The organism is Dietzia sp. IBK-p2-15D (genome assembly GCF_057773105.1).
The window spans coordinates 164,633-180,423 of record NZ_JBYMTK010000005.1 but is presented as its reverse complement, the minus strand read 5'-3'; the positions used below and the strand labels follow the sequence as shown (position 1 = coordinate 180,423).

General features: G+C 65.1%; 6 protein-coding genes. 5 read left to right on the top strand and 1 reads right to left on the bottom strand.

Going from position 1 to position 15,791, the window contains the following annotated elements; genetic code table 11:
• Position 1 precedes the first annotated feature (1 nt).
• Entirely contained in the window at positions 2-3,811 is a 3,810-nt protein-coding gene (locus AC3DEV_RS09175) for an AAA family ATPase (RefSeq protein WP_488371897.1), read from the top strand.
• Positions 3,812-4,185: 374 nt separating this feature from the next.
• On the opposite strand, the gene AC3DEV_RS09170 is transcribed toward AC3DEV_RS09175, so the two are convergent.
• Positions 4,186-6,312, bottom strand: coding sequence for an FAD-dependent oxidoreductase (locus AC3DEV_RS09170; RefSeq protein WP_488371896.1), 2,127 nt, complete (start codon positions 6,310-6,312; stop codon positions 4,186-4,188).
• A gap of 256 nt (positions 6,313-6,568) precedes the next feature.
• Here AC3DEV_RS09170 and AC3DEV_RS09165 point away from each other — a divergent pair, with 256 nt between their 5' ends.
• The 4 genes from AC3DEV_RS09165 to AC3DEV_RS09150 all read left to right on the top strand — a co-directional run bounded on the left by AC3DEV_RS09165 (position 6,569) and on the right by AC3DEV_RS09150 (position 15,778).
• Positions 6,569-6,838 (top strand): hypothetical protein, encoded by a 270-nt coding sequence (locus AC3DEV_RS09165; protein ID WP_428202688.1) that lies wholly within the window; start codon positions 6,569-6,571, stop codon positions 6,836-6,838.
• A gap of 290 nt (positions 6,839-7,128) precedes the next feature.
• Positions 7,129-8,937: a lipase family protein gene (locus tag AC3DEV_RS09160; protein WP_488371895.1), complete on the top strand. Its 1,809-nt coding sequence runs from the start codon at positions 7,129-7,131 to the stop codon at positions 8,935-8,937.
• A gap of 244 nt (positions 8,938-9,181) precedes the next feature.
• Positions 9,182-12,175, top strand: a complete 2,994-nt coding sequence (locus AC3DEV_RS09155; RefSeq protein ID WP_488371894.1) for an AMP-binding protein — start codon at positions 9,182-9,184, stop codon at positions 12,173-12,175.
• Between the two features lie 675 nt (positions 12,176-12,850).
• On the top strand, positions 12,851-15,778 hold the full coding sequence (locus tag AC3DEV_RS09150) for a hypothetical protein (RefSeq protein WP_488371893.1): 2,928 nt from the start codon (positions 12,851-12,853) through the stop codon (positions 15,776-15,778).
• Positions 15,779-15,791 lie beyond the last annotated feature (13 nt).

The window sequence follows — 15,791 nt, the reverse complement described above, 5'->3', positions numbered from 1 at the left end:
GATGACTGGGATCCAGCACTTATCCATGCGCGTCCCGTGGCGTGACCGCCCGTGGGATCAGTTCGTGTGTCACGATCCGCTCGGAAATTCCTCGTGCACGCTGCTTGCCAACATCGGGACGAAGCGCGACGACAAGTATGAGGTTGAAAGCGCTAACATCGCGATCGACACCCTCGATCACGACCGCCTTCCGTGCCTGAGCGAGCGCGCCACATTCATGTCCCCACTGGGATACACGGTGATGAAGCACCATCCCTATTCCCACAACCCAGCGCTGAAGGGGCACCTGCATGACACGCCAGTTTCCCTTCCGGGTTATGCCTTCGAGGCGGTGCCTTTCCGATGGCTGAATCGCGACTCCCTGGCCCAGGAGATCGGGCGCGATCGCGTGCCGCGCTTCAACCAGTCCGCGGAGGACGCCGCCGACGCCGCACTGCGCTATAACCCTCCGTGGGTGATGAACGGCGAAAACCAGCGCGCCGTTCTCGATGCTTTCTTCGAAGCGGTAATACCCGGGCAGTCGCTGGTGTTCATCTATCTCAAGCACTCTCCGCTTCAGGAGGAGCGAACCGATCGACTCATCGTGGGAGCCGCCCGCGTCTCACGGGTAACTTCGCCGCCTATGTGGAATCAGTCGGGCAATCCGCCGTTCAACTCGTCAATGTGGGAGACCATCGTCGAACACTCCCTACGCCCCGATATGACCGAGGGCCTCTTGCTGCCATACCAAGAACTGATACCTCTCCTCGACGAGGGGGTCGATGTCGGCGGGGCGCTGGCGTGGGCACCTGAAGGGCGCAAGGCCGAGTTCTCGTACGTGACCGAACACCTCTCCGACGACGCCGCGATCGAGGCGCTCAGCTCGTTGGAGTCTGCCGCCGAGGCCATGCGCGAACTCGGGATCGATGTGCCAGGTGCGGGTGTGAACTGGGTCGGTGCTGAGATCGAGCGACTGTGGCAACTTCGCGGACCGGTTCCCGGTCTTCCGGGTGTACTTAAGGTGCTCGGGGTGCAACAGCCGTACGTCGCGGCTCGGGCGGTCCTTGGCGAGTGTCCCGAAGACACGGACCCCTGGGACTTACTGCTAACTTGCTTTGCCGACCCCACGTCCGCTCCCAGCGAGGTCGGTGCACACATTGGATCGCTGCAGGCACGGGTGTGGAGCAAGGTGCCTCCCGCGAGGCAAGCGGTGTTGCGCCTGCTGTCTGGGTTCGACGTCACCCCCGCGCAGGTCCAGATCCTGCTCGACGGGTCGACCGAGGTCGAGTTGGCGGCAGAGGAGCTCCTAGACAACCCCTATTACGCCAGCATCTGCACCTACGGGATGGTCGACCACATCCCCTTCACGACGATTGACCGGGCACTCTTCCCTCCCGCCTTCGTGACCTGGAAGCCCTCGATCCCGGATGCGGTCACGCTCGACGGGCACATCGATCGTCGTCGCATCGAGGCGCTCCTGACCGACGTCCTAGAACGCCAGGGAGCCGACGGCGACACGGTGGTACCGGAGGGCGAGGCAATCGAACTCGCCAACGCTATGCCCCTGGCGCAGCCACCGAACCTCTCCAGAACCATCCTCACCGGTCTCGACCTGGATCACGACGGGATCGCGAGTTGGAAGGACTGGTCACCCTTAACGAGTCGTGCGCTGGCGGACGGAACTCCTGGCTACAAGCTCACCCGGTTCGAGGAGACCTCCCAGGCGATTCGCGAGTGGATAGCGGCGCAGGAATCCCGGAGCCGCTTCGGCGAGGTCACGGATGCTCGCTATGTTCTCGACCGTGCGCTGGATCGTAACCAGGCAGTCGTGATCGCGAGCGTGGACCAGCAGGAGGAACGCGCGCGGGCCGAGAAGTCCGCGGGCCTCTCGTCACTGCACGACTCCCCGCTTTCACTGCTGATTGGCCCTGCCGGCACCGGCAAGACGACCCTCTTGCGAGCTCTCGTCGAATACCCCGGCGTGGCCGCCGGCAATGTGCTCCTTCTCGCACCGACCGGAAAAGCCAAGGTCCAACTCGAGACAAAAGTCGGACTCCCGGCCAAGACCCTCGCCTCTCATCTCATTCCGACCAAGCGGTACGACCCGGACACCGGGCGCTACGTTGTTTGGGGCGATCAACAGCCCCGTGGCAACTACTCCCTCGTCGTCGTCGATGAGGCCTCCATGCTGACCGAGGAGATGCTTGCTGCGACCCTCGACTCGCTCGCGGGTGCAAAGCGTCTCATCCTTGTCGGCGACCCCAGGCAACTCCCGCCCATCGGGGCGGGGCGCCCGTTCGTCGACCTCGTCAACAAACTGAGACCAGAGTCCTTCGTTGACTGGATTCGGGTGGCACCCGGCTACGTGGAACTCCAAGTCCCCCGTAGGCAGCTGCCTGACGGGAGCCATGGCGCGCGGCATGACCTTGAACTTGCCGCCTGGTACGGCGACAACACCCGTGGCGCAGGCGACGAGTCAATCTGGGCAGAACTCTCAGACAATCCGGACCTGCCCACCGTCAAGTACGTGCCATGGGAAAGCCGATCAGCGGTGGAAGCACTCACCGACGAGTTGGACGGCCATCTCGACCTCGAGAAAGCCGAAGATCAGGTGCGGGCATTTGCAACGTCTTACGGGGCAGTCGTCAGTGGTCGCTACCTGAACTGGCAGGTCGGTGCTGGCAAGCACGCTGAGGCCTGGCAGATCCTGTCGCCAACTCGTTCACGCTCCTTCGGCACGGGCGAGCTCAACCGCCACATCAAGCGAACCTTTCGTGTCAACGACACACGTTGGGCCCAGCGCAACACGCCCAAGGGAAACATCCCGAAGCCAATCGGTCCTGAGCTCATCGTCCGCGGCGACAAGGTGATGCAGACGATCAACCGACATCTCCGTGCCTGGCCGAAACAGGACGCCCTCCATTACGTGGCGAACGGCGAGATCGGGGTGGCGATCGGATACGTCACCCCCGCGACAAAGCGGTCCAAGAACTCACTGCAGCTGAACGTCGAGTTCTCCTCCCAACCGGGATTTCAGTATTCGTACTGGCCATCTGACTCCGACGATTCGCTGCTCGAACTCGCCTGGGCCGTTACGGTTCACAAGTCCCAGGGTTCCGAGTTCGGCACGACGTTCCTTATCTTGCCCGCTCGCGCAAACGTGTCACGCGAACTCATGTACACCGCTCTGACGAGACACAAGGATAGGGTCGTCATCCTCCATGAAGGGACCCTGTCCGATTTGCGTGAGCTCGCTCAGCCATGGCGATCTGAGACCGCACGACGGCTCACGGATCTGTTTTCTCCGCCGCAGCCGATCGCGCTGACCGTCCGAGGCGAGGCACGGCGGTATGACCGCAAGTTGCTACACGTGTCTGCGAACGGGGTACCGATGGCCTCCAAGAACGAGGTAATCATCGCCGGGCTCCTCGATCAGCTTGCCCCGGGACGTTGGCAGTACGAAGAACCATTTACCGGCACCGATGGACGAACCGTGCACCCCGACTTCACCATCGCTGCTCCTGATGGCCGGACGATCTACTGGGAACACGCCGGCATGCTCGATCTGCCGGAATACGCTCGGAAGTGGGAACTAAAGAAGGAGTGGTACGCAGACAATCAAGTCCTGCCTTTCAAAGACGGCGGCGGGGCTAACGGCACCCTGATCTGGACCGATGACCTCAACGGAGCCCATGCGAAGGCTTGGTTGGAGTTCGCTGCTGACGTTCTCGGCGTGACGCCATCCATGCGTGGCGCCGCTAACCTGGGGTCGTCCTCGCCCGTGCGTCGGCCTGCGAAGAAGACGCCCGCCAAGCCGCCGCCAAGAGAGTGACGCTCGCCCCCGCGGCGCAGGGCTAACTGCGGCGTGATCCTCCGGGCGAACGGAACCGGTCGCATCGGCAATGTCCTGATCGGATCCGTTCGCAAGGTCCGTACGCTCGTCGCCTCGACTCGACTCGGCTCGGCGGATCGCGGCGACGGCGCAGGCATGGCCGAGGCGCTGACTGTCGGTGGCGCGCGTCGAACTAGGTTCGGTAAGGGTCTGGCGTGGCCCGGGGCCAGTGGCTGAACGGGAGAGCGCAGAGTGCGTCCTTCGAACGTGCGCACTCTCGCCTCGACATCTGGCAAGTGTCTGAGCGACAACAAGGGCTGGAGAGTCGTTCCCTCCGCAGGGCTACCTCCGCGGCTGCGCCTGCCCTCCACGTCTCAGCCCTGCACAGCAACCTTCCACGCCGAGTGGATGGCGCCGTGGATGTAGCCCACCTCGCCGGCGTCGCCGATGACCTCGCAGTCGATGCCCGCGGTGCGCAGGTCATCGGCCAGAGGCGCGGCGGCGGTCGTGCCGTCGGCGTAGATGACCATGTCGGCAGCGGCGGACTGGGCGCGACCCTTGGCATCGGTCCAGGCCACCGTCGACTCGGTGATGTGGCTGACCTTCACCCGGCGCTGGATGTCGACGCCGTGCTCCTTGGCGTGCCGAACCGCGGTCCACCGACGCGGCATCGCCAGCGGCAGACCCAACTGCTGCTCTTCGTGGAGCAGGGTGACCTTGCGGCCGCGCTCGGCGAGGAACTCCGCGAGCTCCAGACCCACCAGCGAGCCGCCGATCACCACGACGTTCTTGCCCATCGGCAGTGCGATCTTGGTCAGGCGACGAATCCACGCCGGGCGCTTGGTGATGGTCGACAGCCGACCCAGCTTGCCCACCGTCCGGAGGAAGACCCCGGCCTCGTCGGCGGTGGCAGTGCCCAGCATGGTGGCGCGCAGCGAGTCGCCCGTGTGGACGTGCGGGAGGTCGCCGCCCGGGATGGTCGGGGCCGGACGCTTGGCGCCGGTCGCCACGATCACGCGGTCGGCGCCGAGGGCGCGGATCGACTCCACCGTGGCTTCGGTGTTCAATCGCACGTCGATGCCGAGCCGCTTAACCTCGGCGTCGAAGAAGCGGATGAGCGGCTCATTGTCGGGAGTGGTGAGGGTGGAGAACCACATGGTGCCGCCAAGACGGTCGGCCTTGTCCAGCACGGTGACGCGGTGCCCACGCTCGGTCAGGACCAGGGCCGACTCGAGGCCGGCGGGTCCGGCGCCCACCACCACAACGTGCTCGCGCGTGGGTGCGGGCGTCAGCGGCAGCAGTGTCTCGTTGCCCAGCGCCGGGTTGACCGCGCAGAACGGGGTGTCGTCGAAGAAGTTCTCTGCCACGCAGAGGTAGCAGTTGATGCACGGGCGCACGCGCTCCGGCGTGCCGGCGGCCAACTTGTTGGGCAGGTTCGGATCGGCGAGCAACTGCCGGCCCATGGCGGCGAAGTCGACCTTGTCGTCGTCGATCGCCTTTTCCGCCACCTCCGGCAACATGCGGCCCACGGCGATGACGGGGATCGACACGGCCTTCTTGATGGCCGCGGCGTTGTCCACGTACGCCCCGATCGTGTCCGGGAGGGGGCCGTCGGTGAAGTTGTCGAAGGGGTTGCGGCCCCAGCCGGTCACGTGGATGGCGTCGGCGCCCGCGCGCTCGAACAGCGCCGCGGCCTCGGTCGCCTCGGGCAGGGTCAGCCCGCCCTCCTGGCCGTACTCCTCGCCGGACACGCGCACCAGCACGGCGAGCGTGTCGCCCACCCGCGCCTTGACCGCGGCGATGACCTCGCACGTCAGCCGCGCCCGGTTGGCCAGCGACCCGCCGTACTCATCGGTGCGCAGGTTGTCGCGGCGGTTGAGGAACACGCCCAGGATGTAGCCGTGGGCCACGTGGATCTCGATCGCGTCCGCGCCGGCCTTGGCGATCCGCTCGGCGGCGTCGGCCCACGTCTCGATGAGCCAAGAGATGTCGTCGTGGTCCATCTCCTTGTAGACCGTCTTCTTGCCGCCGGTGGCCGCGCCCATCCGACCCAACTCCTCGCCGGTGCTGTCGGCCAGGGCGGAGTAGTCGTAGTCGTAGTCCGGGGTGCTCGGCGCGATGAGGGGGCGGTCGTTGGCGATGTCCACGCGCGCGACCTTGCCGTGGTGCGTGGACTGCACGCACAGCTTGGACCCGGCCGCGTGCACCGCGTCGGCCAGCGCTTTGAGGCCCGGGATGTACTTGTCATCCGACAGGCCCGGCTCCTTCAACGACGCCGCGCCCACCGGGAACGCGATCGCGCACGCGCCGGTGATGATCAGCCCGGCGCCGCCGGCGGCGCGGGCGACGTAGTGGTCGATCTCCCGCTGCTCGATCTCGCCGTCCTCGGACACGTTCATGTCCATGGCGGGCAGGACGATGCGGTTGGGCGTCTCCATGGGGCCGATGCGGCCGGGAGACATGAGGCGAGGGAATGAGGTGAGGGTCGTCACGTCAATCATGATACGCCCGAGTTGACGGGTGTCGAGAACAGGTTCCAGTTTTTGGGGGCGGTGCGTGGTGGTCGCCGGGGTGGAAGGGACGACGACGACGAGGTGGGGCGGTTGCGCGGCGTAGTCCAGACGACCGGAGCGCTTCAGAACGCGTAGTTCCGCCTACGTGGCGTGGTTCATCGCTAGTCTCAATTAGATCGGTCCCTACCGTCACCCGATAGCATCGCTCAACTGACAGACCGGACCATTCCATTCGGAGCCCACCATGCGCCTGATTCTGAACGTCATTCTTCTTCTACTCGCAGTCCTGGCCGCCGGGGTAATCAGTCTTTACTTGGCAACGGTGCTGGCATTCGGTGTGGCTCTCGGCGTGTTTCTGCTGGCCTTCGGAGCGGGCGTATTCATGGTCATCCTGGGCTCGAGTGACGAGTCCTTGAGTCTGCAGATTATCGGGGGGCTCGTCGCCCTCTCCGCCGTCTTCGGAGCGAGGCGTCTTTGGACCCGGCCACGCCTCGATTCCGGCCGCCGCTCGTGAACCGAACAGAACGCAGACGAGACCGACGTCCACGTTATGGGACGTAAGGGGACGCAGTGATGGGTTCCCGCGGAGTCCACCTGCCTTCGCGAATGCACGCTGTTCTTGCCGATCCCTGACCGGTCGCGACTGCGATGGCGCTCTCGAAAGCACTACCCATGCTGCCCACAACCGAACACCGATGAAGCTCACATGGACTGCCGTTCACACGATCCGCCCCAATCGACCCCTGGCGAATTTCGTCGCCACTATGCTTTCCCCGTTTCACTTCAATTACCAAGGAGCCTCTCGTGCCGCCCAAGATCCTCTTCCTCCATGGCGTCGGTAGCGGCGAGGCGGAGCGGAGGTGGCTAGACGGCCTGAACCGGGGATTAGCGACTCTGAACGTGGATCCGGTCGCAGCGGATCAGGTTATCGCCCCGGAGTACGCCTGGTTGCTCTCCGCCGACATCGACAGGGTCAAGTCGCCGGAGAACACATACAAGGTGAAGAAGGACACCGCCGAGCGACGGCTCTTCTTCCGACGTCAATCGCGAATCGAGCGGCTTCTCACCCCGAAGAACCTCGCCGACAAGGCAGGCCTGGGGACGTGGCCGGATGCCGTAGTTGAGCCACTTCAGAACGCGGCGATCGTCTCGAAGCTCGGGATGCTCAAGCAGGTGAGCAACTACATGAGGCAGGAGGCCCTGCGGTCGGCGATTCTCCGACAGGTGCTGAAGGACGTCCCGAAGTCTGGTGAGTTGATCCTCATCGGGCATAGCTTGGGGAGCATCGTCGCGATCGACCTCATCGACCACCTTCCGCCGGACCTGAAGGTGTCGCGATTCCTCACCATCGGAAGCCCGGCTGGTTCCGAGGTCGTGCACCGGGGACACGAAAAGCTGCTGAAGCGGTTTCCTTACGCACGGGTCAATGACTGGTCCAACATCTACTCGACCAACGATCCGGTGACCGCAGGCCGCGGGTTGGCGTCGACGTTCAAGGCCGCCCAGGATTTCCGGATCCGCATCCCCAGGACCACGGACAACATTCTCGCGCACAAGGCGGAGCACTATTTGGAGCATCCGGCGGTGACAACGCTCATCGCCGACGCACTGTATCCACCGGTCGAGGCAGCGACCACCGACATCGACTTCTGTGTTCGGCTGGACGACACCGACTTCGACGCCCTTCTTGCGCTGCGTTTCGCCGACCGGGTCAGAAAGCGGATTCCGGATACCAAGGGGTTGAACAATGCAGACGAGGTGGCGACCCGTTTCGAGGACGCCTTGGACGTCCTCAAGGATCAACTCGTTGAGTCGGCGATAGAGCGTCGAGGTGGGGTTGCCGGCCTCCCGCCAGAGATTGCGTCTGTGCAGCGCGGTGAGGTCCCCTCGATCGCGCGGTGCCTCGAGATCGGCGACGCGGTGCGCCGCACGGTCACGCTGGCCTACTCCAACCTCGTCGACCCGTTCGAGATCGAGGTGGGGGGTGCGGTCATCGAGGCGATTCCCGACTTTTTCGCCGACCTCGGGTTCACCACGGGACAAGGTCGCAAGGTCGAAGACGCGATCGAAGATGTCACCAGGACCATCGCGGAGGCGACCAAGCCGCCGCCCGGGCCGTGGGCGGGACGCACTGCGGTGGCCGCAGCGGGCGTGGCCGTCGTTGCGATGGGTCCGATCGGGATCGTTGCCGGTGGCTCCGCCTACGCGGGAGCTGCGGCGGTCACAGCCGGCCTCGCGGCCTTTGGCCCTGGTGGCATGATGGGCGGGCTGGCGATGCTCGCGGGGCTGGCCGGGACCGGATCGGCAGTGGCAGCGACTGCAGCGACGTTGCGACCGGGCACGCCCGCGCGGATGGACGACCCGCGGGATCTTGCGATGCGCGTTGCGATCTCCGCCGCGCTGCACCGCCTTGAGGAGCCGGCAGACCCGGACCTGTGGAACATGCTGACGGATGCGGAGACCCTCGCCTCCGACTCAATCAACCGCCTCGTCGAATTCAGTGATCCAACGTCGCTCCGTCTGAAGCAGCAGCAGCATCTCCTCACCACGATCGGGGCACTGATCTCTTTTGCGCAGGAGTACGGGTTGGTGACCGACGCGGTCGAAAAGTGACGACGACGAGGTCCGCATTTCCAATGTGCAGTCCCAGTCTTGCCGCGTGATGCGTCAGTGATCGGCGGAGCTTCAGAGCAGTTCTCCCCCACCGTCGCTACTGCCGACCCCCGAGCACAATTAGCTTCGGCGCGGGTGCTCTCGAGATCTACGCGGCAACATCCCCACGGGCAGCTACTCATCTCGGACCGATCCGTTGGACTGCCCCGATCCTCGTGGAGCACCCTCTACCCTCGGAACCACCATGCCGCCCAACCCTGACATCATCTCGGCCGCGCTCAAGACAGCGACGTCGTTCGTCCTCAACGCGGTCGAGGTCGTGCGCTTCGGCGGCCTTCAGACAGACGAAGAGCAGTCTCCGTTCGAGATCGTCGCACGGCGCCCGATGTTCCGGCTGCGCCGCTACTACCCGCCGACGGCGGGGGACGCTGGCCAAAGTGGGGTCCACATCGAGGAGGAGCCGCCGCGGCCGCCGATCGTGCTCGTTCCGCCGATGATGATCTCCGCGGAGGTCTGGGACGTGTCCCCCTCGACCAGCGCAGTGGCCGCACTGCACGAGGCAGGCATGGACCCGTGGGTGATCGACTTCGGCGCCCCGGACCTCGAGACCGGCGGTCTCGAGCGCACTCTCACCGACCACGTGGTGGCGGTGAGCGACGCCGTCGACCTCGTCACCGCGGCCACCGGCCGCTCGGTGCATCTCGGTGGGTACAGCCAGGGCGGCATGTTCTGCTACCAGGCTGCGGCCTACCGGCGCTCACGCGACCTCGAGAGCATCGTGACGTTCGGTGCGCCAGTCGACTGGCGCGGCAATGCCCCGCTCGGCATTCCCGAGCAGGTGGTCGTCACCATCGCGCGCCTTGTCGCCGACTACGTCTTCAACGAACGCCCACTGCCCGGGTGGTTGGCCTCGACGGCATTCCGCCTGCTCGACCCGATCAAGACCGCTCGTTCCCAGGTGGATTTTCTGCGCCAACTCCATGACCGCGACGCGCTTCTCGGCCACGAGCGACAGCGCCGCTTCATCGGGGGCGAGGGATTCGTGGCCTGGTCCGGCCCGGCGCTCGTCGACATGTTGCAGCAGGTGATCGTCCAGAACCGGATGATGGTCGGCGGCTTCGTCGTCGGCGACCACGTCGTCTCGCTCGCCGACATCACCTGTCCCGTCCTCGCCGTCTTCGGCGAGGTCGACGAGATCGGCGTCCCGGCCGGCGTCCGCAAAATCGCGTCCGTCGCTCCCTCGGCCGATGTCTACGATTTTTCGGTCCGCGCCGGGCACTTCGGCCTCGTCGTGGGCTCGACCGCCGCCTCGCTGACGTGGCCCACCGTCGTTCACTGGATCGACTGGATCGAAGACCGAGGGGCTCGACCGGACGGGATCACCGAGGTCGACCCCGACGCCGTCATCGACTCCTCCCCCACCAAAGCGATCATGCTCGCGGCGGACGGGGCGTTCCAGGCCGCTGGACTCGGGGTCGGCGTGATGCGCGGTGCGGGGCAGCTCGCCTTGGGCGCCCTGCGGACGACGCGAGCTGTCGGATACGAGGCGGTGCGCGCGGCACCGCGTCTCATCCGGCTGGGGCAGATCCAGCCCGCGACCCGGGTCTCGTTCGCCAAGATCATCGCCGAACGCGCCCGGAACCAGCCGAACGACGCGTGCTTCCTCTTTTCCGACCGCGTCCACACGTACTCGGCCGTCGACACCCGGATCACGAACGTGGTCAGGGGTCTCATCACGGTCGGCGTGCGCCAGGGCGACCACGTCGGCGTGGTCATGGAGACGCGGCCCTCGGCGCTGGTCGCGATCGCCGCGCTGTCGCGTCTCGGTGCCGTGGCCGTGCTGCTGCCCCCGTCCCAGTCACTGCCGGAACTTCTCCAGCTGAGTTCCGTGACCGACGTGGTCGCCGACCCCGAGCACGCGTCCAAGGTCACCGATGCCGGAGCGCGGGCGCTCGTGCTCGGCGGTGGTGGCGGTGAGCGCGACCTGCCCGCGGCCCTCGGCGAGGACGTCGTCGACCTCGAGCGCATCGACCCCGAGGCGGTCGAGTTGCCCCGCTGGTACCGGCCGAATCCCGGCCGAGGGGGCGACCTCGCCTTTGTGTTCTTCACCCGCTCCACGGGCACGTGGCAGACCAAGCTCGTCACCAACCACCGGTGGGCGGCGTCCGCGTTCGGCACCGCCAGCGCCGCGCGTCTCACCACCGAGTCCACCGTCTACTGCCTCAGCCCTCTCCACCACCCATCGGGGCTGCTCACCACCGTCGGCGGCGCCGTGGCGGGAGGAGCTCGGATCGCGCTGTCCCGCGGTTTCGATCCGGCGACCTTCGACGAGGAGATCCGCCGCTACGGGGTGACGGTGGTGTCCTACACCTGGGCGATGATGCGCGAATTGGTGCGCGAGCCAGTGCATCCGCGCGAAACGCTCCCGACACTCTCACTCTTCATGGGGTCAGGAATGCCCCGTGGGTTGTGGCGGCGGGTCCTGGACCGCTACCCGGGCACGCGGGTCCTTGAGTTCTATGCCGGTACCGAGTCCGATGTGGTCCTGGCCAACCTCACCACCTCCAAGCCGGGCGCGCGCGGACGTCCACTGCCCGGCACCGCCGACGTGCGTCTAGTCGAGGTCGATCCCGACACCGGCGCGATCCTCGCCGGCCCCGACGGCTTCGCCATACCCAGTGAGGTCGATGCACCCGGCGTACTTCTCGCCCGGCCCAGGCTCGGATTGGACGCTTCCGTGCGCCAACTCCGTGGGGTGTTCCGCCCCGGCGACACGTGGGTGTCGACCAATGACATCTTCGAGCGTGACAGGGACGGCGACTTCTGGCTGCTCGGCTCAGCGAGCTCGGTCGTCCACACCGAGCATGGTCCCGTCTACCCGATCCAGGTCGCCGACGCACTCGGCGATCTGCCCGAGGTAGACCTAGCCGTGCTGTACGAGGTGGATGGCGCAATGGGCCCGGTCGCCGTCGCCGCGGTGAACCTATGGGGCTCAGATCCCATTACCGCGGCCGACATCGGTGGCGCGCTGGCCTCGGTCCCGCCCGCCGGGCAACCGGACATCGTCCACGTCGTCAAAGACATCCGGGTGACCAACTGGTACCGGCCGGACCCCAGGACGCTCGCAGCCCGGGGGCTGCCGAAGGCCGGCCCGCGTACCTGGATCCGCGATCCCGACACGGGTGAGTACGTGCGGTTGACCAAGGCGGTGCGGGAGGGGCTTGGCCCCTCGAGCTAGTACGTCCGTCACTTCTATCATTCAGCGACGCAAGCGCCACACCCTCAAGAACAACCGGCAACCCGAACACCAGGCAAGTCGCCCGCGATGATCAGTCCCGTTCCGCGGGCGCGAAGGCGATGTAGTCGTCGATCCTCGCCGCTCGATCACGCCGTCCTCGGACATGTTCATGCCCATGGCCGGCAAGTCGATGCGGATAGTCGTCTCAATTGAGCTGAGCCGACCGCGAGACATAAGGCGAGGGAAGGAGCTGAGGGTCTTCAGCGGGATGAGAATGCGCCTGGGAAGACGGGTGCCGGGGTCAGGTTCTGGTCACGGTGCCGGTGGGCAGTGGGTCAACGGGACGGGAGACGACGACGAGGTGGTCGGCCGCGACTGAGCTGCGATAGCCCGAGTCTGCTCGAGTGCCGCGAACCGCCCCGCCCCCTGGCGATCAAGTGCATTTCCTTCGCTGAACTAGGAATCCGCACAGCGGATTTGACCGACAAACCAGTTGGTGTCAGATCCTCGTGATGTTATTACGTGCAACAACCTCGACACCAAACAAGGATCCGCGTGCTCCCACGTCTAACCAATTGGGACTCGTACCGCGCATGGAACGAAGCGCTGACCCACGAGTACTTCAACGATCAGTTCGCTGGCTCACCGGTTTACGTTTACCCGGATGACACTCGTATGGCACTTGTCGCCAGGAAGTTGGGCATCAACACCGCTGACCCTGTCTCGGAACTCGCCGGCGCCGTCCGCGCTACGCTGCGTCTGGTCGAGCCGGATCCCCTTCGCGAGCACGCCAAACTGACCGAGCGGTGGTGGCGCGCGAGACGCCGCAAAACGGCCGCTGACACCCCGACTCCTCCTCCCTTCATCGCTCTACTCACTCTGTTCAGTGCAGCTGCGGAGCGCATGGGGGGAGACAAGAACATTGCGGCCAACGCCTACTACCCGCACCTGTTCGCCCTTCTGGGCGCAAAGAAGCAAGCAGACAAAGACAGACTCCAGAAGTCGTTCATGGCCCACTCGGAGGAGATCTGGACGGCCCTCAACGGCTGGCTCAACTCCTATGACGGGGCTATCGGTCTTCCCACCGCCTACGCGCTGGGGCCCCGCTACGTGGGTCTTCCCATCTCGCAGGCCATTATCCGAGAAGCCGACAGGAGCGCCCTCCGGTCGTTCTTCAACGAATTCGGCCTTCCACCCGGAACCGACCTCCCTGCAGGCGACCTCAGGCCACTGCTGCAGACGTGGGTAGACCATCCACATTCGTCTGCGACCAGTCGACTCCGGTCGATGTGGGCCAACAAGAGTAGCCACTCGCGCCTTGCGGACGTTGTGGCTACAGAACTCTCGCAGTGGGACGGCTCGGGAGCCAGCAACGCCGTCGGCGGCGCGGCGGTGGGGCGCACATCCCTATGTGTGAACGTCAATTCCTTCCCCTCCCCGAGGCTGGAATCCACGGTCGTCGCGACTTTCCCCGGAGTGGAGAGCGCGGACACGATCTGTATCGAGGGCACCAAGGGCTCAGTGGAGATGGAAGCCATACAGCTCATGGGCGATCGCATCCGCCCGCGGCAACCAGTCCCCGTAGACCTGAGTTCGTTGCTCGTCGGACTCCTGACGCTCCGTGTCCCGGAAGCGGAGAGTCCAAGTATTCGCCTGCCCAGGCGGATCGTCACCCTGAGACGCGACCAGCTCCTCGGATACTTCGTGGAAAGCGACCAGGTGTCATTGGGTGAGGACTACCTGCTCCTCGTGCGAAACGACCGCTCGCTGCCGGAAAAAGTGTGCGCCCTCCTTGAGAACCATGCGCGCCCGGGCTGGAAAGCCATCGATCACAAGCTACGAGGGGTCCCGGAAGGTTGGCTCCTGTACCGAAACGTGCAGCTGTTGTCGGCCCCGGCCACGCCGGGCCACTCGGACCTGACTCCCCTGGTCCCGCTTATCCGCACAAAGCTCACCATCGACGGCGGTTTCCGCTTCCCTGGCCGCGTCACACGCTGGTCAACTGCAGTCCCGCCGGAGATACGTGCGCTCGCCGATATTGACCAGATCTCAGTCGCTCTGACTTCCAAATGGACGCTCGACGACAAGGCCGTCGACGCTGAGTGGGTATCGGACACTGGGGTGCTCCTCGTAGATCTGAACGCCCTCAAACTCACCGAAGGCGACTACGAGGTACTTCTCAAGTGCGGCGATACCGAGATACAGAGCATGCAGCTTCGTCTCCGCTCTGGTGCGACCCCGGACAACGCCGCATGGCAGCGTGCTCCCCGTCTCTCGCACGACCTGGCCCAACCGCTCGACGCACTGACCGCCAGGGACCACTCCCAGGCTGAAGTCGACTGGGCAGTTGACGGTGCATGGGCTACTCCGATCAGCAACGAAGCTGAAGCTGTCTCCATCGCCGGTACCCCCTGGTGGTCGAAGGTGCGGTCGGACAAGGAGTCCGGCATGAAGCTCGCGATCCCACCGCTAGACGACAAGTCCTGTGTCTTCACCGGGCGACATCGATTTGTCATGCCACCGACCCCGGCTCGCCAGCAGACGAAACGAGAGTTGAGAAATCAGTTCATCATCGGGCGGTGTGAGGGTTGTGGGCTCATCCGCCGCTACCCCGGCTTCCCTCTTCAACGGAGGGAAAGTCTGTTCCCGGACTCAGGCGTTCACCGTGTCGAGAGGGCCGCGATGCCCAACGCGACGGCAGTCTCACTCCCCGACATCTCTTGGGATGTCGCCCTCGACGGACTAGTCCATGCCGGCGGCGGATCAGTGACTGCCCTCCGATCCATGGCCTCCCAGGTGGAGGGAACCGCGCTTTTCGTGGACAACTTCACGCGTGGACTCGAAGCGCTGGCACATATCGAAGTCGAGCGAGACGAACGGTTCGAAGTAGCGAGGTGGGAAGTCGGGCTCAAGACTCTGGCGGAGCTTCCCGACAGAAGATACCTCGTGTGCGGAGGCTGGAACGCTGTGGAGCTACATGCTCTGGAGGCAGCAGTGAACGCTGCTGGCGGCACACTCTCGACGGAAACGAGAAAGGGCCTGACAACACGGATCATCTCCGGGCTATCCGTTCACGATATCGACGAGATTCCGGACGTCGCCTGTGGTGAGGTCTTTCTGGCGCAGGACGCTGCGCTATCCATGGCTAAGCTCTTGCCCAGTCTCTCCGACGTAGAGGCGGCATTACCACGGATTCCTCTGCCCGAAACCAAAAGTGTCAAATGGTTCGACATCGAGCGCTCTCGGTGGCAATCGGTGAAAAACGCGGAAACGCCCGGGGCCTACCGATTGTTGTCGCGCTTCACCACGATCGATGTATTCAGAACCGAGACTGACATCAATGACCGAACTGCCGCGCGCGGATCTGTCCAATTAAACAAACACCTGGCTGCTCAAGCGGGTGGTCGTCCGCTCCTCAGCTACGACCGCGCCACCTCGACGGTGAGCGTTCCACTCGGTTGCGATCTCCCGGGCCTGTTCGGCCGTGCAGCCGTACTCTGTTCGGGTTCGCTCCCCGAAGCACAAACCGCTCGGTCTTTGCTCTCATACCGCGATGTTCCCGCGACGGTTGCCGGCGTGCTCAGCCACCGTCTCTCGACCTAGGTAGAAGGACGAT

What these genes read in the sequence shown, in the direction of transcription:
- AC3DEV_RS09175 (WP_488371897.1), top strand. Translation starts at nt 2, where the DNA reads ATGACTGGGATCCAGCACTTATCCATGCGCGTCCCGTGGCGTGACCGC.
- AC3DEV_RS09170 (WP_488371896.1), bottom strand. Translation starts at nt 6,312, where the DNA reads ATGATTGACGTGACGACCCTCACCTCATTCCCTCGCCTCATGTCTCCC.
- AC3DEV_RS09165 (WP_428202688.1), top strand. Translation starts at nt 6,569, where the DNA reads ATGCGCCTGATTCTGAACGTCATTCTTCTTCTACTCGCAGTCCTGGCC.
- AC3DEV_RS09155 (WP_488371894.1), top strand. Translation starts at nt 9,182, where the DNA reads ATGCCGCCCAACCCTGACATCATCTCGGCCGCGCTCAAGACAGCGACG.
- AC3DEV_RS09150 (WP_488371893.1), top strand. Translation starts at nt 12,851, where the DNA reads ATGGCACTTGTCGCCAGGAAGTTGGGCATCAACACCGCTGACCCTGTC.